At 43.2% G+C, this 21,054-nt stretch carries 15 protein-coding genes and 2 pseudogenes; 10 read left to right on the top strand and 7 right to left on the bottom strand.

Translation table 11 applies throughout. The features are described from left to right. Positions 1 to 8: 8 nt before the first annotated feature. From NSS75_RS10925 to NSS75_RS10915, 3 genes are read left to right on the top strand one after another with little or no spacing between them, the layout of a single operon-like run. The gene (locus tag NSS75_RS10925; protein WP_185847892.1) at positions 9 to 947 is read left to right on the top strand and encodes an ABC transporter ATP-binding protein; all 939 of its coding nucleotides are present in this window, start codon (positions 9 to 11) and stop codon (positions 945 to 947) included. Positions 948 to 957: 10 nt separating this feature from the next. Continuing rightward, positions 958 to 1,704 carry an ABC transporter permease gene (locus tag NSS75_RS10920; protein ID WP_185847893.1) on the top strand — a complete coding sequence of 249 codons (747 nt, stop codon included), beginning with the start codon at positions 958 to 960 and terminating at the stop codon, positions 1,702 to 1,704. Then, positions 1,698 to 2,687, top strand: a complete 990-nt coding sequence (locus tag NSS75_RS10915) for an ABC transporter permease (protein WP_185847894.1) — start codon at positions 1,698 to 1,700, stop codon at positions 2,685 to 2,687. The genes NSS75_RS10920 and NSS75_RS10915 overlap by 7 nt, the downstream gene beginning before the upstream one ends. A gap of 292 nt (positions 2,688 to 2,979) precedes the next feature. Here the strand turns inward: NSS75_RS10915 and NSS75_RS10910 are convergent. The 3 genes and pseudogenes from NSS75_RS10910 to NSS75_RS10900 form a co-directional block, all read right to left on the bottom strand. Further along, a pseudogene (locus tag NSS75_RS10910) lies at positions 2,980 to 3,508 on the bottom strand (GNAT family protein). A 43-nt stretch (positions 3,509 to 3,551) separates the two neighbouring features. Next, a pseudogene (locus NSS75_RS10905) lies at positions 3,552 to 4,330 on the bottom strand (hypothetical protein). 68 nt (positions 4,331 to 4,398) lie between these two features. Then, positions 4,399 to 4,704, bottom strand: coding sequence for a DUF948 domain-containing protein (locus tag NSS75_RS10900; protein ID WP_185847896.1), 306 nt, complete (start codon positions 4,702 to 4,704; stop codon positions 4,399 to 4,401). Between the two features lie 149 nt (positions 4,705 to 4,853). On the opposite strand from NSS75_RS10900, the gene NSS75_RS10895 reads away from it, so the two are divergent. Continuing rightward, positions 4,854 to 5,570 carry a 3-ketoacyl-ACP reductase gene (locus NSS75_RS10895; RefSeq protein ID WP_185847897.1) on the top strand — a complete coding sequence of 239 codons (717 nt, stop codon included), beginning with the start codon at positions 4,854 to 4,856 and terminating at the stop codon, positions 5,568 to 5,570. A 30-nt stretch (positions 5,571 to 5,600) separates the two neighbouring features. On the opposite strand, the gene NSS75_RS10890 is transcribed toward NSS75_RS10895, so the two are convergent. Then, entirely contained in the window at positions 5,601 to 6,815 is a 1,215-nt protein-coding gene (locus NSS75_RS10890) for a cytochrome P450 (RefSeq protein ID WP_339233067.1), read from the bottom strand. Positions 6,816 to 7,118: 303 nt separating this feature from the next. Here NSS75_RS10890 and rtp point away from each other — a divergent pair, with 303 nt between their 5' ends. From rtp to proB, 3 genes are all read left to right on the top strand, one after another. After that, on the top strand, positions 7,119 to 7,487 hold the full coding sequence (rtp, locus tag NSS75_RS10885) for a replication termination protein (RefSeq protein ID WP_010334473.1): 369 nt from the start codon (positions 7,119 to 7,121) through the stop codon (positions 7,485 to 7,487). A 146-nt stretch (positions 7,488 to 7,633) separates the two neighbouring features. Beyond that, complete coding sequence (proC, locus tag NSS75_RS10880) at positions 7,634 to 8,512, top strand: pyrroline-5-carboxylate reductase (RefSeq protein WP_101863279.1); 879 nt, start codon at positions 7,634 to 7,636, stop codon at positions 8,510 to 8,512. A gap of 15 nt (positions 8,513 to 8,527) precedes the next feature. Next, positions 8,528 to 9,643 (top strand): glutamate 5-kinase, encoded by a 1,116-nt coding sequence (gene proB, locus NSS75_RS10875; protein WP_326323879.1) that lies wholly within the window; start codon positions 8,528 to 8,530, stop codon positions 9,641 to 9,643. A 60-nt stretch (positions 9,644 to 9,703) separates the two neighbouring features. Here proB and gltC read toward each other — a convergent pair whose 3' ends face one another. Next, positions 9,704 to 10,606: a glutamate biosynthesis transcriptional regulator GltC gene (gltC, locus tag NSS75_RS10870; protein WP_024121635.1), complete on the bottom strand. Its 903-nt coding sequence runs from the start codon at positions 10,604 to 10,606 to the stop codon at positions 9,704 to 9,706. A gap of 146 nt (positions 10,607 to 10,752) precedes the next feature. Between gltC and gltB the strand changes: the two genes are divergently transcribed. Beyond that, positions 10,753 to 15,315 (top strand): glutamate synthase large subunit, encoded by a 4,563-nt coding sequence (gene gltB, locus NSS75_RS10865; protein WP_213418681.1) that lies wholly within the window; start codon positions 10,753 to 10,755, stop codon positions 15,313 to 15,315. A 16-nt stretch (positions 15,316 to 15,331) separates the two neighbouring features. Next, complete coding sequence (gltD, locus tag NSS75_RS10860) at positions 15,332 to 16,813, top strand: glutamate synthase small subunit (protein WP_213418680.1); 1,482 nt, start codon at positions 15,332 to 15,334, stop codon at positions 16,811 to 16,813. Between the two features lie 55 nt (positions 16,814 to 16,868). Here gltD and NSS75_RS10855 read toward each other — a convergent pair whose 3' ends face one another. Then, positions 16,869 to 17,858 carry a zinc-binding dehydrogenase gene (locus tag NSS75_RS10855; protein WP_198098454.1) on the bottom strand — a complete coding sequence of 330 codons (990 nt, stop codon included), beginning with the start codon at positions 17,856 to 17,858 and terminating at the stop codon, positions 16,869 to 16,871. A 128-nt stretch (positions 17,859 to 17,986) separates the two neighbouring features. On the opposite strand from NSS75_RS10855, the gene NSS75_RS10850 reads away from it, so the two are divergent. Then, positions 17,987 to 18,856, top strand: coding sequence for a LysR family transcriptional regulator (locus NSS75_RS10850; RefSeq protein ID WP_151175069.1), 870 nt, complete (start codon positions 17,987 to 17,989; stop codon positions 18,854 to 18,856). A 280-nt stretch (positions 18,857 to 19,136) separates the two neighbouring features. Here NSS75_RS10850 and ggt read toward each other — a convergent pair whose 3' ends face one another. Further along, on the bottom strand, positions 19,137 to 20,900 hold the full coding sequence (gene ggt / locus NSS75_RS10845) for a gamma-glutamyltransferase (protein WP_095713037.1): 1,764 nt from the start codon (positions 20,898 to 20,900) through the stop codon (positions 19,137 to 19,139). Positions 20,901 to 21,054: the final 154 nt, after the last annotated feature.

Genomic DNA, 21,054 nt, shown 5'->3' with positions numbered 1-21,054 from the left:
AGATACGTATGAACAGCGTGGCATTAATAGAAAATTTGAAAAAGCAGTACACGAACAAAACTGCAGTAGACGGCATTTCATTTGAAGTAAAGGAGAGTGAAATCCTTGGGCTTCTTGGTCCAAACGGAGCAGGAAAAAGCACAACGATTCATATTTTATCCGGAGTACTGTCGGCCACTTCCGGAAATGTTACGATATTGGGCCATAATGTAAAAAACAGCGCAAAGAAAATGAAAAAGGGCATCGGAATCGTCCCTCAAGATATTGCCATCTATGAGGATATATCTGCTGAGCAAAATGTTCGCTTTTTTGCCAGTCTATATTCTCTTAAAGGAAAAGAGCTGAAAGCCCGGGTTAAGGAGGCCTTGGAGCTTGTACAGCTATATGATCGTAAAGATGATAAGCCTAAGACTTTTTCAGGCGGGATGAAAAGAAGACTAAACATTGCCTGTGCTATTGCCCATCAGCCGAAACTGATTATTATGGATGAGCCGACTGTTGGGATAGACCCCCAATCCAGAAATCACATATTGGAGTCTATTAAATTGCTTAAAGAAAAAGGAGCGAGCATTATTTACTCAACTCATTATATGGAAGAAGCGGAGGCTATTAGTGATCGGATTATGATTATGAATGAGGGAAAAATCATTGCTAACGGGACGAAAGATGAATTGTACAAAAAAGTAAATAAAGAAATGACTTACTCTTTTCAGCTGGCGAATGCAGATAAATTAAACAAAAACATTCTGATGGATATAGATGGGGTTATAAAAGTACACTCCATAGAGGGTGAATTGAAAGTTACAGTCCGAAAGAGCCGAGATCTCCTAGGTGAAATCATAGCAGAATTAAGTGTTCAAGGATGCAGCATTCTGCATATGAGCAGTCAAGAGGCATCATTAGAAACGGTATTTTTGGAGCTGACGGGAAGAAATTTAAGAGATTAGGAGAGGCAACATGAGTTTGGTAAAAGTAATGACATTTGATTTTATGAATATTTTAAGGAATCCGGTTCTCGTTTTAGCTAATACGATTTTTCCTTTCATTCTTATTGTGATCATGGGTTTTGTCACAAAAAACAGCTTTGGGGCAGATGGTATCAGTTCATACGATTATTACGGGGTGAATATGATCATTTTCTCAGCGGCTCTGATCGCAATGACCGCGTCCAACACATTTATGGAAGAAAAGGTGAAGAGAGGAAACATCCGCCTTGTATACGCACCCGTTTCGAAAACAAGTATTTATCTTTCAAAATTACTATCAACTTACATATTCAGTGTGATATTGTACAGCATGAATGTATGGACGGCCCAAACGATTTTTAAATTGAACTTTGGCGGAGAAGACCTTCCGTATATCTTGCTTTTACTGCATGTCTTTTTGTTCTTTGGCTGCTGTTTCGGCACCATGTTTTGCTGCATTTTTAAAAATGAAGAACAGGCGAATAGTATCATGCAAATTCCAGTTGCTTTTTTTGTTTTCTTTGGAGGCGTTTTTTTCGGAATTCATAGATTTGGAGATACCGTAAATGAAATTTCCGTATTTTCTCCGGTTAAATGGGTAGCGGAATGCTCATTTCGCCTCATTTATGATCATGATTTCAGCATTTTGCTGCCTGTGGTATCCATTCTTCTCTTGGCTTCAGTCGTTTGTATTGCCGTTTCCCATGTTGTTTTTAAGCCGGAGGGATATGTATGCTGAATCTATTCCGAAATAGGTGGGAACGAATACTGGCGAAGAAAGCCGTTATCATCATTGCAGTGATTATCATTCCGCTGATGGTTGGAGCAGCGATTCTTTTTTCCGGTAAACCGGTCTTAAAAGAAACCATTGCATTTGTCACGGAGCAGGATGAAATGAAAAATCTCCCCAAAGATCCTGCCTTTCGAGTGGTTATGGTCCATCAAAAGCCGAGGTTTTCTGATCTTATGTTAGGAAAATATGCAGCAGTCGTAGAAAAAAATCATCAAGACTACAAGGTAACCACTTTGAAGAGTGAAGCGGATAAAAAAATGATTCGGGAGCTTTTTGAGACTGGGAAAATGCCGAACAGCTATAAAGGAGAGGATAAAATAAGGACTGAAAGAGGGACAGGCACAAATATCTTAGGTTTTATCGTGATGCTTGTTTTTATGCAAGGTGCCGCGCTCACTGCCTTGTATCCTGAAGACCGCATGCTTAAAACCTTCAGGCGGATTTTAGTGTCACCCGTAAACGAGAACAAATACCTGTGTGTTCAGTTTATCTTTACATTTTTATGTCTATACATACCAACCTATCTGGCCATTGTGATGACAACAATATTATTTCATGTGAATATTGGCTTTCGCTTGGACATTTTTGCTGAACTGCTGGCTGTTCTCGCAGTGCTTGCAGCGTCATTCGCTATTTTTATGTCCTCAGTTATGGATCGAAACTTAAGCTTGGTGACGAGCGGAATCAGTGTGGTTACGTCTGTATTGTCAGGCTGTTTTATTTCTTTTACGACTAATCTTCCCGTCTTAGATGCACTATGTGCGATTCTGCCGCAAAAAGCATTCATGACCTTTATCCATGGGATAGAAATAGGGCAGACAATGCGGGAATTCAAATTTCAGCTTTTTTATATCTTTATTTGGTCGGCATTATTTTATTTCTTTGGTGGCTTTATGACAAGAAGCAGGATGAAGAAAGGGATTTATTAATGGATGTCACTAGATGCATAGAACGCTATGCATCTTTTTTATTGTTTCGTTATAATGAGTTATTTATTAGGGAGTTTTTAAGAATGAAGTGGCATTGCTGGCACGAATACAGAACCGGACATTTTATATGACAAGGCTCCGTCTTCGCCAATGCTGCGATAGAATGCGGTCTTTTTGATTGCCGCTACTGTGAGTATTTTAGCTATGATATTTTGAGAGGCAATCCTGCGGAGTGAAAACAGACGAGAGACTTAGAGAAGAGCAGCTAGAATCTCTGCTCATTCTCTGATTTTCATGAATTTATCATAGAATAAACATTTGTATCATAAGGGAAACCGCTTTGGTACATATATTGTCTTAATACGCCTTCTTTTTCAAATCCCATTTTTAACAGCAAACGATTTGACGCTTCATTTTCCATAAAAACAACTGCACCGATTCTCGTTAGTTCAAGGATATCAAAGCCGAAAGACACAATTTCTAAAATGGCTTCTGACGCATAGCCGTTTCGCCAATTCGCCGGGCTGATTTCATAACCGATTTCTGCACGTTTATGCTTGAGGGCCAAAGCATGAAAGCCAATCGTACCGATGAGTTCTTTGGTGTCTTTTCTTTTCAATTCCCCACCGTATTCCCCGCTTTTCTTGATAATTGTCGGCAAACTGATGAATCATTGTTTTTGCTTGATCTATACTTTCAAAGGGATCAAGTCCGTAGTAGAGTGTGACGCCATGGTTTGAAAAACAAGTAAAAATGGCTTCCGCATCTTTCTCTGTCAACTCTCTTAGAATAAGCCTGACGGTTTCTAATTCAGGAAACACCGAATCCCTCCCTTATGGTGTATGTAGGTTTATCATATCCCTTTTATTTCCTCTTTTCTATAACGAAATCGAATTTGATGAAGCAAAGGAGCGGATTTGTTTTTCTAATTCCTCTTTGTTTTTATTAAATTGTTTCGTTCGATGGCCGTTCGCCCCCGATGGGTGAGGGAAGCCGTGTAGGCAGGTCAGCCGCCATTTGCTGTTTTCCCTGATCAGTGTTTCACAGACTGTTTCGGCTGCTTTGCCTAGCGGGATAAGAAGAGCAGGGCTCGATAGCTTTTCAAGTTCAGCGGGAAAATGCTTATATGCATAAGTGCTTAGCATAGATGAGCGGGGGATAGCCGGACGATGTCCTGTATAGTTTTTCTGTTGAATGAAAACAGGGTATTTGATAACAGAAGTGGTGTGAAGCATATGGCGCAAGTCGCCGAAAAGCTGTGCGGCGCTTTGAATGCCTAAAACCTGCGGCAGCCCGCATTGATCCAGCATCGTAATCAGGTTATCTCTCATAGTTCCAGAAAGTCCTGCCGCTTTTTTGGTGTCTAAAGCTATCTGTTCTAGAGATCGGCCTTTGCGCAAGCTTTCTGCGGCTGTTTCATAAGCTGTTTTCATCTGTGAAAAACCCGGCGTTATGCCTGACATCACAACTGAAGCATCTTGATTGATATATTCATTATGAGGTGAATAGTACATTTCAAGCGCGTTTTCTTGGTGTATGCGAAATGGGGAAGTGAGCAAATCCGTTTTCGAAAGCGGTCTTGATACCGGAAGAGTATTTAATTTCTCTGCAAATGCTGCTAAACCGCTGCGGTTTCCAATCATGGGTGAACCTCCCTAAAAATGATATCCCATTGTCCATTTTAAACGTTACAACGGGATATCATTCATATTTAACCTCTATTCAAATGTCCTGCGTGCCACACCTCTTTAACTGCTTGAGGGGCTTCTTTCACTTCAGCAGCAGTCTGCTGCAACGCGGTTTTTTTCATTTCAACATCGTACTGAATCATTTTTTGTTTTTCAGACAGCTGCTGTGCTTCCGTTTTTACCATTTCAACTTGTTTTTGCATGGATTGCGTAACTGCAGTGAGTTCCTTCATGGCGGGATCTATTTTCTTCTTGTTTTGAATCACATTTATCCCTAAGTAAATGATTGAAATGGCTATTACTGCGATACTGATATAAACGATAACCATATGTTCACCCCTTTTCTAATGTCATACCCTATTTCGCCTATTATAATCATGTGAAATGTTATCTGGTCAGTTCATATGATTTGCGTATTGGTTTTCTTGTGCTTATAATGTGTTATCGTACATATGTAAACAAAGAAAGGGTGCTTCAATTGCAAAGTTTACAAAATAAAACTGCTCTTATCACAGGCGGAGGCAGAGGGATTGGACGCGCGACAGCTCTTGCGCTTGCGAAAGAAGGCGTAAATATCGGTTTAATCGGACGAACTGCCGCCAATGTTGAGAAAGTCGCAGAAGAAGTAAAAGCACTTGGTGTGAAAGCTGCGTTTGCCGCTGCGGATGTAAAGGATGCGGCGCATGTTGATCAAGCTGTGGCTTCTATTAAAGAGGAGCTAGGCGAGATTGATATTCTCGTTAACAATGCGGGAATCAGCAAATTTGGCGGATTCTTAGATCTATCCGCTGATGAGTGGGAAAATATCATTCAAGTGAACCTAATGGGTGTATACCATGTTACTCGTGCGGTGCTTCCTGAAATGATTGAACGCAAAGCTGGTGACATTATTAATATTTCTTCTACAGCCGGCCAAAGAGGAGCAGCTGTCACAAGCGCTTACAGCGCATCCAAATTTGCCGTTCTTGGGTTAACAGAATCTCTCATGCAAGAAGTGAGAAAGCATAATATCAGAGTCAGCGCGTTAACGCCGAGCACTGTCGCAAGTGATATGTCGATTGAACTGAACCTGACAGACGGCAATCCTGAAAAGGTTATGCAGCCTGAGGATCTTGCTGAATATATGGTAGCTCAATTGAAATTAGATCCGCGTATTTTCATTAAATCTGCAGGATTGTGGTCAACAAATCCGTAAAACGAAAGCCTGTCTAGCGACAGGCTTTTTTTATTTGAATTCAATCCGCACAGGTAAATGTTTAACACCAAACACGAAAGGACTTGGTACCGCTTCGAGTTTCTGTTCATCATCAGCTTTTTTAATATAAGCTGACATAGACAAGAGGGAGGAAAGAGCGATTTTTGCTTCGAGCCTGGCCAATGGTGCGCCGAGGCAAAAGTGAATTCCGAACCCAAAGCTGAGATGGGGGTAGGAGGGGCGGTTAATGATAAAACGATCAGGTTCAGAAAATTTAGCTTCATCCCGATTGGCTGACGCGACCCAGCTGATAACGGAAGATCCTTTCTTTATAAATGCTCTGCCAAGCGCTATATCTTCTGCTGCAACTCGTCCGATGGCTTGAACAGGCGGATAATAGCGGAGTGTTTCTTCTATTATATTAGGCACATAGTCTGTATTCTGTCTTATCTGTTGTTGCATGGCTGTGTCTTCCGTGATATAGCGAACAGCATTCGCGATCAAATTAGTAGTCGTTTCGTTTCCCGCGACAAGAAGTAGAATGCAAAAACCGAGCAGCTGCTCTTCTGTTAGATATTCTCCATCGACTTCTGACTGCAAAAGCATCGTAATCAAATCTTCTTTTGGCTGGGCTCGTCGTTTTAATAGAATGTCTCTAAAATAGTTACTTAAGAAAGCGTGGCCGTCCCGGCGTTTTTGAACCATGTCAGCGACAGATTTGTCTGAACTGTCCTTCGCTCCGGCAACGACGTCGGAGTATGTTTTGATGATGTGCCGGTCTTCAATCGGTGCTCCAAGCATTTCAGCAATGATAATAACAGGAAGGGGGCCTGCTATATCATCTATCATATCGATTGTGTCTTTTTGCCGCGCCTCCTGTAAGAGGAATGCTGTAACGTCTTTTATGCGGGTTTCGATTTGTTTCACTGCCTTTGGAGTAAACGATTTGTTGACGAGTGCACGTAATTTGGTATGTTTCGGAGGGTCCATTGTTAAAATGCTTTCTGCCTGTATGCCGCGTTTGGATGAAAAAAGTTTGGGATTTTTCAGGACGAATTGAACGTCATCATACTTAAAAACATCCCAGCAATCACGCTGTTTGTCATAGCGAACAGGAGACGATTCCCGAAGCTTTTCATAAATCGGGAAGGGGAAAAGACGATCCTTTTCGAATTGCAATTCTTTCATGGGAATCAAGTTGGCGTAACGTTCTTCTTTGGCAGGGCGCGCTGTTTGCTTTGTCATTTTATCATCTCCTTTATCGATACGTTATCAAAGGCTGTTTTCAATTCAATGGACATATATTGAAGAAAATGTAAACCGGACAATAGTTTTAAATTGAAGATCATAGTGAAAACAAGTTATAATGAACCAAACAAACTATGTACCAAATGTTCATTTTATCTTTTTCTATTCCCACCAGCCATACAAACACCAAACACAAAATAACTTGATTATCATGTTATGAATAGAAGAAGGAGAACAACAGGAAAAAATTGAATATTTAGTACATGGTGTTCTCAGTTTACAGAGAAGGGGTGCAGACCGATGAAAGAAGAAAAAAGAAGTTCCACTGGATTTTTAGTCAAGCAGCGCGCGTTTTTGAAGCTTTATATGATTACCATGACTGAGCAGAAAAGACTTTACGGGTTAAAGCTTCTGGAAGTGCTTCGATCAGAATTTAAAGAGATTGGTTTTAAACCAAACCATACAGAGGTTTACCGGTCTTTGCATGAGCTTCTTGATGATGGGATATTAAAACAAATCAAAGTAAAGAAAGAAGGGGCTAAGCTCCAAGAAGTGGTCCTCTATCAATTTAAAGATTACGAGGCAGCCAAGCTGTATAAAAAACAGCTGAAAGTAGAGCTGGATCGCTGCAAGAAACTGATTGAAAAAGCACTGTCAGATAATTTTTAACATAGAAAACACCCGGCATAGTCACGAGTATCGGGTGTTTTCTGTTTTTCATTATACATATTTGTCGAAATGAAACAATACAAATCAATAGTGACCTTCAAACTTGACATCATTTCCTCACGTGGTAACATTTTAAACGTGTGAAAATACGAACAAAAAAGCGAACAAAGGAGATGTTACCGATCTTTGATCAAAAAAAAGTAGCTTTTATCGGAGCCGGATCTATGGCGGAAGGAATGATATCAGGTATCGTTCGTGCCAATAAAATCCCAAAACAAAACATCTGCGTTACAAACCGCAGCAATACAGAGCGATTAGCTGAGCTTGAACTTCAATATGGAATCAAAGGCGTGGCGCCGGATCACTTATGTATTGAAGACATGGATGTGCTCATTTTGGCGATGAAGCCAAAAGATGCCGAAAGCGCTCTGTCATCATTAAAAACACGCATCCAACCCCATCAATTAATTTTGTCGGTGCTAGCCGGCATAACCACCTCTTATATTGAACAATCATTGCATAATCAACAGCCGGTTGTCAGAGTAATGCCTAACACATCAAGTATGATCGGCGCTTCTGCAACTGCCATCGCACTTGGCAGGCATGTGACAGATGATTTAGAAAAACTGACGGCGGCTTTGCTCGGCTGCATGGGTGAAGTGTATACAATCCAGGAAAATCAAATGGACATATTCACGGGAATTGCCGGCAGCGGCCCTGCGTATTTTTATTATTTAATGGAATTCATCGAAAAGACAGGCGAGGAAGCAGGCCTTGATAAACATTTATCACGAAGCATCGGTGCACAGACACTCTTGGGTGCTGCAAAAATGCTGATGGAGACAGGAGAACAGCCCGAGGTGCTGAGAGATAATATCACCTCGCCAAATGGAACGACTGCTGCCGGATTGCAGGCCTTGAAGAAGAGCGGCGGAGGAGAAGCCATTTCTCAAGCCATTAAACATGCGGCTAAGCGTTCAAAGGAAATCAGCGATGATATCGAAAAAACAGCGGCACCGCTATAAAACAGGAGTGATAAAGTGACGTCTGAAACAGAAATGAAAAGAGTTGTCGTGAAGATCGGCAGCAGTTCATTAACAAGTCTTCATGGGGAAATCAGCATTCGCAAACTGGAAGCTTTAGTGGACCAGGTCGCCAAACTAAAAGACGCCGGATATGAAGTCATCCTGGTTTCTTCCGGCGCAGTAGCTGCAGGATATCGCAAGCTCGGGTTTCTTCAGCGACCAGATAATCTGCCTGAAAAACAAGCGTCTGCTTCAATCGGTCAAGGGTTGCTGATGGAGGCTTATTCAAAGCTGTTTTTGGCGCACGGTTATGTGGCTTCCCAAATTTTAATTACAAGAAGCGACTTTTCTGATGAATACCGATATCACAATGTTCGGAACACAATGAATGTACTGCTCGAACGCGGTATTATCCCGATAATTAACGAAAATGACACAGTGACCGTCAATCGGCTTAAGTTTGGCGATAATGATACACTCGCGGCCAAAGTCGCTGGATTAATCGATGCAGATCTGCTCGTGATTTTATCGGATATCGACGGTTTATATGACGGCAATCCGCGAAATAATCCAAAAGCGAAAAGAGTGCAGCGGGTCAGTGAGATTACACCGGAAATTGAAGCGTGTGCAGGCGATACAGACAGTGAAGTCGGCACCGGAGGCATGCGGTCCAAACTGGATGCGTTTAAAATTGTGATGGCATCCGGCATTAAAGGATTTCTTGGCCAGGCAGACGCTGCCGATATATTATATCAAGCTGTTCATGGAGAGGCGGAAGGCACCTATTTTGAAGCTGAGGGAACGCTTCCGTTGAATCAAAAAGAGCAGTGGATCGCTTTTAATTCCGGACCAGAAGGTGAAATTGTGTTATCAGATGACTGTTCCGGCCAAATAGCTGACGGTCAATCGTGTATATACCCAGATGGTGTAAGGGAGATTAAAGGAAAATTTAAAAGCGGCGCTGTTGTCCGCCTGACTGATTCTCATGGTGAAGACATCGGCCTCGGGATCGTCAATTATTCTTCCTCGCAGCTTGAGACACCCGAAAAAAATAAAGGCATGAAAAACAAAGCTGTGATTGATCCAGAAGCGTTTGTATGCCATGTGGATTTATCTTTGCCTGTATATTAAATAGAAGAAATACACGGGAACAAAAAACCCGAACTTCTCCAGAGAAGCTCGGGTTCTTTTTTATTGATACTGTTCCAATTTCGAGAAAAACTGAATGACAAACTCATAAAAATCCTGCGCTGAAGGTGCAAGCTCTCTGTTTTTCGGCTTAATAATCCCGACAGTCCGTTTCACTTGAGGAAACTCAATTGGAATTTTCACAGTAAATCGGGGTGTCGTTTCAGCAAAAGTGCTCTCCGGCAGAAGGGTGACACCCATACCTGCGGACACCAATCCTTTGATAGCGTCCAAATCCTCACCCTCTGTAGAGACAAGTGGGGCAAACCCGGCTTGTTTGCAAGAGTCAATCGCCATTTTTCTGAGCACAAATCCTTCCGGAAACAACACAAATTGATCGTTGCGCAAATCGATTAAATGCACCGTTTTTTGTTTGGCGAGCGGATGATTTAAAGGTACAAGCGCGTAAATTTTTTCCGTGAATAAAATATTTCCTGCTATGTCTGGAAAATTCGTCGGCACCGGGCCTAATAACGCTAAATCGATATCGCGGTTTCTGACAGCTTCAATCAGAAACTTATAAGAGCCTTGGCGCAGCAAAAACTCTACGTGCGGATATTCTTCTTTAAATGCCGAAACGACAGTCGGCAGTAGCTGACTGGCGAGGCTTGTAGGAAAGCCGATTTTTACGGTTCCGCGATGCGGGTCAAGGTACTCATCAATTTGTTCTTTTGCATAATCGATGGCTTTCATCGCTGTTTTGACATGAATTAAAAATTCTTTTCCAATCGGAGTGAGTTTGATATTTCTCCCTTCACGCTCAAATAAAGTAACATTTAATTCTTCTTCAAGGTTTGCAATTTGTCTGCTGATTGCTGATTGGGCCACATGCAGATAATCAGCGGCTTCTGAAACGTGTTCCCGTTCAGCAACCTCCATAAAATAACGCAGTTGGCGCAGCTCCATGTAAGTCTCACATCCATCTATCTCATTTTGAGATTCTTTTGATCTAAATTATATATTGTTTATATCGTTTTGAAAACCTACAATAATATTAGAGTTGTTAGATTTTATGACCGGTATTATCGGAAACTGATCGGGGGAGAGGAATTATGACTTACAATCAAATGCCAAAAGCTCAAGGTCTCTACCGTCCTGAATTTGAACATGATGCATGCGGAATCGGCCTATATGCGCACTTAAAAGGCAAGGCGACACATGACATCGTCAAACAGGGGCTGCAGATGCTTTGCCAGCTCGACCACAGAGGAGGTCAAGGCAGTGATCCGGATACGGGAGACGGCGCCGGCTTACTGGTTCAAATCCCTGATGCTTTCTTTAAGAAAGAGTGCAAAGACATCAATCTGCCGGAAAAAGGACGTTACGGGGTAGGAATGGTCTTTTTCTCGCAGAAGGAAGATGAAAGAAAAAAAATCGAAAAGCAAATCAATGCACTGATTGAACAGGAAGGCCAAGTTGTGCTTGGATGGAGAACTGTACCTATAAATGTCGGAAAAATCGGAACAGTAGCACAAAAAAGCTGTCCGTTTGTCCGTCAAGTATTCATTGGCGCAAGTTCTGACCTGAAGGATGATTTGTCCTTTGAGCGAAAATTGTATGTCATTCGTAAACAGGCTGAAAACTGGGGAGTAACGGAAGGTCTAGATTTTTATTTTGCCAGTCTTTCAAGCCAAACTATTGTTTATAAAGGCCTTTTAACACCTGAACAGGTTGATGCGTTTTATTCCGATCTGCAAGATGAGGCATTCGTATCCGCTTTTGCACTAGTTCATTCACGCTTCAGCACGAATACCTTCCCTACATGGGAAAGAGCACACCCAAACCGTTATTTGGTTCACAATGGTGAGATTAACACCCTTCGAGGAAATATCAACTGGATGAGAGCACGCGAACAGCAATTTGTGTCTGAAAGTTTTGGTGAGGATCTCAATAAAATTCTTCCAATTCTGAATGCTGACGGCAGTGACTCTTCCATTTTAGATAACGCATTTGAGTTTTTCGTTATGGCGGGACGCAAGCCGGCACATACGGCGATGATGCTGATTCCTGAGCCATGGACAGAAAATACGCACATGTCTAAAGAAAAAAGAGCGTTTTATGAGTATCACAGCTCATTAATGGAGCCTTGGGACGGTCCGACTGCCATTTCATTTACTGACGGAAAACAAATCGGCGCAATACTCGACCGAAATGGTTTACGTCCGGCCCGTTATTATGTGACAAAAGATGATTATATTATTTTCTCATCTGAGGTCGGCGTTATTGAGGTTGAACAGGAAAACGTTTTATATAAAAACCGCCTTGAACCAGGAAAAATGCTTTTAATTGACCTGGAAGAAGGTCGCATTATTTCTGATGAAGAAGTAAAAACACAAATCGCAACTGAATATCCGTACCAAAAATGGCTTGAGGAAGAGCTTGTGCAAGTGAATCCTGATCCGGAAACAAGAGAGGAAGAGCAGTTCACGGATCTTCTTACGCGTCAGAAAGCGTTTGGATACACATATGAGGATATTCAAAAATATTTAATTCCTGTTATTAAAGAAGGAAAAGATCCTCTCGGCTCAATGGGGAACGATTCGCCGCTTGCTGTTTTGTCTGATCGCCCGCAATCGCTGTTTAACTACTTTAAGCAATTGTTTGCACAGGTGACCAACCCGCCGATTGACGCGATTCGCGAGCAGCTCGTGACTTCAACAATGACTTGGCTCGGAGCAGAAGGCGATCTCCTTCATCCGAATGAACGAAACGTCCGCCGAATCAAGCTGTATACACCCGTGTTATCCAATGAGCAGTTTTATGCGCTGAAAACCATCGTCCATCCTGATTTAAGAAGCCAAAAAATGAATGTGCTGTTTTCAGAAGATCTTGAACGCGGGTTAAAAGACATGTTCACCCAAGCTGAGAAAGCAATCAGCCAAGGCGTCAGTCTTTTGATTTTGTCCGATAGAGCAATGAATGAGCAGTTAACGCCAATTCCGCCGCTGTTAGCAGTCAGCGCACTGCACCAGCATTTAATCCGAAAAGGATTGCGCACGAAAGTCAGCATTATCGTTGAATCGGGAGAAGCACGTGAAGTTCATCACTTCGCAGCTCTAATCGGCTATGGAGCCGACGCTGTCAATCCTTATCTGGCATATGCGACCTACAAGCAGGAAATTGATGAAGGCCGCTTGGATATCAGCTATGAAGAAGCGGTCAGCAAGTATGGAAAAAGCATTACCGAAGGTGTCGTAAAAGTGATGTCGAAGATGGGGATTTCTACTGTACAGAGCTACAGGGGCGCCCAAATCTTTGAAGCGGTAGGAATCAGCCGTGACGTGATTGACCGTTATTTTACGGGAACAGCATCACAGCTCGGCGGCATTGACTTAAATACCATTGCCGAAGAGGCGCAGCGCCGCCACCAGGAAGCGTATAAAGATGACTACAGCAAAACGCTTGAACCGGGAAGTGACTTCCAATGGAGAAACGGCGGAGAGCATCACGCATTTAACCCGAAAACGATTCATACCTTGCAATGGGCGTGCCGCAGAAATGATTACAATCTGTTTAAACAATATACGAAAGCGGCAGATGAAGAACGAATCGGATTCCTGAGAAACTTGTTCTCATTTGACGAAAACCGCAAGCCTCTAAAAGTGGAGGAAGTAGAATCTGCTGAATCGATTGTCAAACGGTTTAAAACAGGTGCGATGTCATTTGGATCATTAAGCAAGGAAGCCCACGAAGCATTAGCGATTGCGATGAACCGCTTGGGCGGAAAAAGCAACAGCGGTGAAGGCGGAGAAGATCCAAAACGCTTTGTGCCTGATGAAAACGGCGATGACAGAAGAAGCGCGATCAAACAAATTGCTTCAGGACGATTCGGTGTGAAAAGCCATTACTTAGTCAACGCCGATGAGCTGCAGATTAAAATGGCGCAAGGCGCAAAACCGGGAGAAGGCGGACAGCTGCCAGGCAATAAAGTGTATCCTTGGGTTGCCGATGTCCGCGGATCAACACCTGGGGTCGGATTGATTTCACCGCCTCCTCACCATGACATTTATTCAATCGAGGATTTAGCCCAGCTGATTCACGATTTAAAAAATGCGAACCGTGATGCAAGAATCAGCGTGAAGCTGGTCTCAAAAGCTGGTGTCGGAACGATCGCTGCGGGTGTTGCTAAAGCAACTGCAGATGTCATCGTTATCAGCGGTTACGACGGAGGTACAGGTGCTTCACCTAAAACAAGCATTAAACATACAGGGCTTCCGTGGGAGCTTGGCCTTGCAGAAGCGCACCAAACCTTAATGCTGAACGGACTCCGTGATCGTGTTGTATTAGAAACAGACGGAAAGCTTATGACAGGCCGCGACGTCGTCATGGCCGCATTGCTCGGCGCCGAAGAATTCGGTTTCGCAACTGCTCCGTTAGTTGTTCTCGGCTGTGTTATGATGCGCGCCTGCCATTTGGATACATGTCCTGTCGGGGTAGCGACTCAAAATCCTGAACTTCGCAAAAAGTTCATGGGAGATCCTGATCATATTGTGAACTACATGTTGTTTATTGCTGAAGAAGTCCGTGAATACATGGCTGCATTAGGTTTTAAAACGTTCGATGAAATGATCGGCCGCACTGACGCACTTAACGTGAGTGAGCGGGCAAAGGCGCATTGGAAAGCGAGTCAGCTTGATTTGTCCACACTTCTTTATCAGCCGGAAGGGATACGGACATTCCAAACGCCGCAAAACCATAAAATTGATCAATCGCTCGATATCACAACAATTCTACCTGCTGTAAAAGATGCCATTGAATCGGGAAAAGAAGCTGATATTTCAGTCGAAATCAATAACACAAACCGTGTAGCAGGCACTGTAACAGGTAGTGAAATTTCGAAACGTTACGGAGAAGAAGGACTTCCGGAAGATACGATTAAGCTGCAATTCACAGGTTCAGCCGGCCAAAGCTTTGGAGCGTTCGTTCCAAAAGGCATGACGCTTTATTTAGACGGAGATTCAAATGACTATGTCGGAAAAGGTCTGTCTGGCGGAAAAATCATTGTCAAATCACCGGAAGGATTCAACTCCGAATCACATGAAAATGTAATTATCGGCAACGTGGCATTCTATGGCGCGACGAGCGGAGAAGCATATATTAACGGCCGTGCAGGTGAACGCTTTGCCGTTCGGAACAGCGGTGTGAATGTTGTTGTTGAAGGCATCGGTGATCACGGCTGTGAATACATGACAGGCGGAAGTGTTGTCGTACTGGGTGATGTCGGCAAAAACTTCGCGGCTGGTATGTCCGGCGGAATCGCGTATGTATTGGCCGAAGATGTAAAAGCATTTAAACGCAAATGCAACCTTGAAATGATTTTGTTTGAGTCATTAGAGGATGAAAAAGAAATTCAACAAGTTAAAGCAATGCTTGAAAAGCATGCCGCGTATACAAACAGCCAAAAAGCAGCAGACCTGCTTGAACAGTGGGAAGACAGCGTGAAAACATTCATTAAAGTGATTCCGAAAAACTATAAACAAATGCTTGCGAGCATCGAAGAGCAAAAAGCTGCGGGCTTATCTGAGGAAGAAGCCGTCATGTACGCGTTTGAAGCCAATACGAAACCAAAGCAGAAAAAAGCGCCGGCGGGACAAAAACAAACGGTAGTACAGTAAGGAAGGGGAGAGGAACATGGGGAAACCAACTGGATTTATGGAAATCAAACGAGAAAAACCAGCTGAGCGAGACCCTCTCACTCGCTTAAAGGACTGGAAGGAATATTCTGCTCCTTTTTCAGAAGAAGCGTCGAAACGGCAGGGGGCGCGGTGTATGGATTGCGGTACACCGTTTTGCCAGATCGGTGCTGACATTAACGGATTTACATCCGGCTGTCCGATTTACAACTTAATTCCTGAATGGAACGATCTTATCTACCGAGGCAGATGGAAAGAAGCATTAGAACGGCTTTTAAAAACAAACAACTTTCCTGAATTCACAGGGCGGGTTTGTCCCGCTCCTTGTGAAGGGTCATGTACACTAGCGATTTCCGACCCGGCCGTATCGATTAAGAATATTGAACGGACCATAATTGATAAAGGGTTTGAGAATGGCTGGATTCAGCCTAGAATTCCGAAAAAACGAACAGGCAAAAAAGTTGCCATCGTTGGATCGGGCCCAGCCGGACTGGCGAGTGCTGACCAGTTGAACCAAGCTGGACATTCTGTCACTGTATTTGAACGCGCAGACAGAGCGGGCGGACTTTTAACTTACGGCATTCCAAACATGAAACTTGAAAAAGGAATTGTCGAACGCCGCATTAAGTTGCTGACGCAAGAAGGAATCGATTTTGTTACAAATACGGAAATTGGCGTTGATATAACGGCTGATGAGCTGAAAGAGCAATTTGATTCCGTGATCCTTTGCACAGGTGCTCAAAAACAGCGGGATCTGTTAATCGAGGGACGCGAATCAAAAGGTGTTCACTACGCGATGGATTACTTGACGCTTGCTACAAAAAGCTATTTAGATTCTAACTTTAAAGACAAGCGATTCATTGATGCGAAGGGGAAAGACGTTATCGTGATCGGAGGCGGAGACACAGGAGCTGACTGTGTGGCTACCGCTTTGCGCCAAAAAGCCAAAAGCGTGCACCAATTCGGCAAACACCCGAAACTTCCTCCGGCTCGCACGAATGATAATATGTGGCCTGAACAGCCGCACGTCTTTACGCTTGAATATGCATATGAAGAAGCAGAAGCAAAATTCGGAAGAGATCCGAGAGAATATTCGATCCAAACAAAAAAATTGGTTGCCGATAAAAACGGCAAATTGAAAGAGCTCCATACGATTCAAATGGAGAAAGTGAAAAATGAGCATGGAAAATACGAGTTCCGTGAACTGCCTGGAACTGAAAAAGTATGGCCTGCTCAGCTCGTCTTTATCGCTATCGGCTTTGAAGGCACAGAACAGCCGCTTTTAAAACAATTTGGTGTTGATTCTAATAACAACAAAATCAGCGCAGCATATGGGGATTATAAAACAAATATCGATGGTGTTTTCGCCGCAGGGGATGCAAGAAGAGGCCAAAGCTTAATCGTATGGGCGATTAATGAAGGCCGTGAAGTGGCGCGTGAAGTTGACCGATATTTGATGGGGAGTTCAGTTCTGCCGTAAATAAAGGGGATTATATAAAAAAAGAAACCGGACTGTTTGTCAGCCGGTTTCTTTTTTAATCTATTGTGATTCCGATGTTCCCAAACTGGCTGCCTTCCAGCATACTGGTATATGCTTCATGTGCTTGTTCTATAGGATATGTCCGGTCAAGCACGGGCCGAAGTTTATGTTTTTCCATGAAATGCAGCATTTCACGGAATTCATCACGGCTTCCCATTGACGTTCCCAATATATTGATTTGCGGAAAGAATAAAGAACGCAGCGGAAAACTTAGATTATCACCCGAACTTGCACCAAAGCTGACAATACGGCCGTTCGGTTTAACATGATCAAAGTATTCTGAAAAGAGGGCCGGCCCTATGCTATCGAGAATGACATCAGCTTTTTGTCCTTGAAGATGTTCAGACCAATTGCTGTAACTGTCAAAAGCGTGGTCAGCGCCTAATTGTATTGCTCTTTTTCTTTTTTCCTCGCTTCGAGAAGTCACGCTTACAGTTGCTCCAATCGCTTTAGCCATTAATAGTGCGTAAGTTGCAACGCCGCTTCCAATTCCGGGTATCAAAATATGCTCGCCTTTTTTTAATTGGGCCTTTGTAAAAAGTGCTCGATATGCGGTCAGAGCTGATAATGGCAACACGCCTGCTTCCTCCCAGGATAGATAAGAAGGTTTTTTCACTGCGTTTTGTGAAGGAATGATCACATATTCAGCCAGTGTTCCGTTTGAAGGGCCTCCCAAAATATCCGGAACAGGAGGTACATCATCTGTTACTTCCCAATTCAAAGTCGGTAAAATCACCACTTCTGTTTGAACAGCCAGATGATCTACACCTTCACCGACCGCTTCAATAATACCAGCACCGTCAGAGCCCAGAATAAACTCAGGATCTTGTTCAGTTTTATTTTTCATGAGAAACAGGTCCCGATGATTTAATCCGGCCGTTTTCAACTTTACTTTCACTTCTCCGTATCCGGGATTTTGAGAAGGGATGTCCTGATACGCTAACCCCCGAAGTCCTCTTTTTCCGTTATGAATAACCGCTTTCATGCCGTCTGCCTCCTATATTCCTCGTAATCTATGATCTTCACATATTTTACACAGCGGTTTTCTTCAAGTAAAATGAACAAAAATGATTGCCGGTATCACATTTAATCATAGCAAGAAGGTGACAGTGTGTGGAAAGCGGAGAATTAAAGATATTCCGGGCTGTTGCCCGTGAAGGAAGTATAACAAAAGCAGCCCGGCAGCTGAATTATGTTCAATCTAATGTAACAGCCAGAATCCATAAGCTTGAGACAGATCTGAATATCAAGTTATTTCACCGGACAAATCGTGGAATGACGTTAACGGCTGCGGGGGAAAACCTATTACAATACGCAGATCAAGTTTTAACATTATTAGACGAAGCTGAGAAATCAGCGCAGTTAAGTCAGCATCCGAAAGGGCCGTTGCGGCTTGGAGCATTGGAAACAACAGCGGTCACTCACCTGCCTGAACATGCAGCTTCATTCCTCAGACGTTTTCCTGAAGTTGATTTATCAGTGAACACAGGTGATACGCACAGCTTGGTTCGGCAAGTTCTAGATCATAAGGTGGATGGCGCTTTTGTGTACGGTCCTGTTGAATACATGGATATCAAACAAATTCCTGTTTCCTATGAGGAATTGGTGTTGATTTCACCGGAGGAAGGGGCGATAGAGGACATGCTAAGGCTGCCGATGCTCTTTTTTGGAACCGGCTGCTCTCATCGCGATAGGGTCAAAAGATTATTGGAGGAAGCAGGTATTCAACAGCAAAAAATCATAGAATTTGGCACATTGGAAGCCGTTATCAGAGGTGTTTCCGCTGGTTTGGGAACGGCGCTGCTGCCAAAGTCGGCCATTGCCTGCTCTGTCCATCGCCAAAGGGTGTACGTTCACCAGCTTCCCGCATCATATCAGGATATGACGATTGTGTTTATTTACAGGAAAGACTTTTTTATGACCAGTGCATTTCAGCGGTTTATTGCAGAATTGAATGAGGCCAAATTTATCCAATCAGTCTAATCAAGAAGAGAAGATTCAACAATAGCAGGGGATGCTGGATAGATTTTTGGTTTCGTAAGCTGGAGAGACGGTTTTCAAAAAAACAAAGAAGCTTTAAGGTCTATGAATTGATTAGCTGATCAAACCTTTATGTGTTTCGAATTGTTATCTGGCACATGTCTGGATGTTATATTGAAAGGTATTCGTACCGACCGTTAAGGAGTTTGCGGGTACCATAGGCAAGATTAATCGTTCACAGCAAAAAACTGTACTCGGCAAAAATGAGTACAGTTTTTCTTTTTTATTTATGTTTTAAATTAATTCCGATCGCTGCGCCGTTTCTGCTTGAATCGGCTACTCCTTTGAAGGTGCCGTTTTCACGGTCGATAAAAATGCTTTGCACGTTTCCGATGTCCACTGGACTTGTGCCGAATTTATGGCCCATGTCTTTTAATTTGCTGAGTACATTCTCTGGAACTCCGTCTTCGTATCTGTAGGAGCTCATACTGTTTGTGTAAATTCTCGGCTCTTCAACCGCTGCTTTTAATTCCATTCCATATTCTATATTATAGAGGATGGTTTGCAGCACGGAAGAAATAATCGTTGCCCCTCCAGGAGATCCGACGGTGAGAACTGGTTTGTCATCTTTAAACAAAATCGTCGGTGTCATGCTGCTTAATGGCCGCTTGTTCGGCTGAACTTCGTTGGCTCCGCCTGGAACCGCATCAAAATCTGTTAGTTCATTGTTTAAAATGACGCCGTAATCAGGAACCATAATGCCTGTGCCAAACAGCTGTTCAATTGTTGTTGTATAGGAAACAACATTGCCCCAGCGGTCCGCGACGGTAAAGTGTGTCGTTTGGCCGTCTACTTTATCATTCGGCTGTTCGACTTGCTTATAGTTTGCGGTTCCTTCTTCGTATTTCCAAGGATCACCGGCTTTTGGTTTTTTGTTGACTTCATCTAAACTGATTAATTGCTGGCGCTCTTTTATATAGTCGGGGTGAAGCAAACCTTTGAGAGGAACATTTACAAATTCGGGATCGCCTGCATAAGCCGCACGGTCAGCGTAAGACAAATGCATGGTTTCAGCGAGCAGATGGTATTTTTCCCATGAGCGGATATCATATTGTGAAAGGTTAAAATCATCGAGAATGTTTAGCATTTGCAGCAAGAAAACGCCGCCAGAGCTTGGAGGAGGAGTCGTTGCGATTTGATAGCCTTGATATTCTCCCCAAATTGGTTCGTCAATTGTAATGTCATAATTTTCTAAATCTTTTTCGGTCATTGATCCCCCAAAATCCTGAACAGTATCAGAAAGGGCTTTGGCAAATCTGCCTTCGTAAAAGGCGTCTATGCCTTTCGAACGAATGAGCTTAAAGGTTTTGGCCAGATCTTTTTGAATGAGCGTATCGCCTTCTTTAAGCGGCTCGCCATTCGGCAGAAATACATCCTTAGCGGCAGTCCGTGATAATTTTTCCTGATAATCAGAAATCGCATCTGCTAACACTGAATCAATCGGAAAGCCTTTATCAGCGAGTTTTATAGAGGGGGAAATTAATTGTTTCATCGAACGGGTTCCCCATGTATCCAAGGCTTTTTCCAGCCCTTTCAGTGTACCCGGAACACCAACGGCAGTACCTTTTGTGACACGTTCGGAGAAAGGTATCGCTTTGCCGTTTTCATCGAGAAACATATCCGGAGTTGCGCCTGCGGGAGCGCGTTCACGGCTGTCAATGATCGTCGTATCTTTTGTTTTTCCGTCATACACCATCATAAAACCGCCGCCGCCAATACCTGACATCATCGGTTCTGTGACATTAAGCGCAAACTGAATGGCAACCGCCGCGTCAATGGCATTTCCGCCTTTTTTCAGGACGTCAGCTCCGATCTCTGAAGCGAGAGGATGCGCAGTCGCAACCATTCCGTCTTTGCCTACATCTACTTGTTTGTACTCGTCATAGCCTTTGGGCGGCTTTTTAGCTTCCGCGTGAAATGGAGCACTTCCAGCGACTAACAGAACACTAAGCATGGCTGCTAAACAGACGTTCCACGTTTTTTTCATGTTCTCCCTCCTATTAAGCTGTTATGTTACAATCTTAGCGTAAAAAAAATACAGCGGTTTCACAAGTGACAAATGGTATATTATCTATATCATTCGGCCTTATTTCTGTGTGAAATTGATTATATGGGGGTGAGTCATGTGCTATAGTAGAAAC

The sequence above is a fragment of the Bacillus sp. FSL K6-1012 genome, assembly GCF_037964915.1.
In the GTDB taxonomy this organism is placed as follows: domain Bacteria; phylum Bacillota; class Bacilli; order Bacillales; family Bacillaceae; genus Bacillus; species Bacillus halotolerans.
The sequence above is the reverse complement of the archived record's forward strand: the minus strand, read 5'-3'. Positions and strand labels throughout refer to the sequence as shown.

What these genes read in the sequence shown, in the direction of transcription:
- NSS75_RS10915 (WP_185847894.1), top strand. Translation starts at nt 1,698, where the DNA reads ATGCTGAATCTATTCCGAAATAGGTGGGAACGAATACTGGCGAAGAAA.
- NSS75_RS10900 (WP_185847896.1), bottom strand. Translation starts at nt 4,704, where the DNA reads ATGGTTATCGTTTATATCAGTATCGCAGTAATAGCCATTTCAATCATT.
- gltC (WP_024121635.1), bottom strand. Translation starts at nt 10,606, where the DNA reads ATGGAGCTGCGCCAACTGCGTTATTTTATGGAGGTTGCTGAACGGGAA.
- NSS75_RS10925 (WP_185847892.1), top strand. Translation starts at nt 9, where the DNA reads ATGAACAGCGTGGCATTAATAGAAAATTTGAAAAAGCAGTACACGAAC.
- ggt (WP_095713037.1), bottom strand. Translation starts at nt 20,900, where the DNA reads ATGAAAAAAACGTGGAACGTCTGTTTAGCAGCCATGCTTAGTGTTCTG.
- rtp (WP_010334473.1), top strand. Translation starts at nt 7,119, where the DNA reads ATGAAAGAAGAAAAAAGAAGTTCCACTGGATTTTTAGTCAAGCAGCGC.
- NSS75_RS10920 (WP_185847893.1), top strand. Translation starts at nt 958, where the DNA reads ATGAGTTTGGTAAAAGTAATGACATTTGATTTTATGAATATTTTAAGG.
- NSS75_RS10855 (WP_198098454.1), bottom strand. Translation starts at nt 17,858, where the DNA reads ATGAAAGCGGTTATTCATAACGGAAAAAGAGGACTTCGGGGGTTAGCG.
- gltB (WP_213418681.1), top strand. Translation starts at nt 10,753, where the DNA reads ATGACTTACAATCAAATGCCAAAAGCTCAAGGTCTCTACCGTCCTGAA.
- gltD (WP_213418680.1), top strand. Translation starts at nt 15,332, where the DNA reads ATGGGGAAACCAACTGGATTTATGGAAATCAAACGAGAAAAACCAGCT.
- NSS75_RS10890 (WP_339233067.1), bottom strand. Translation starts at nt 6,815, where the DNA reads ATGACAAAGCAAACAGCGCGCCCTGCCAAAGAAGAACGTTACGCCAAC.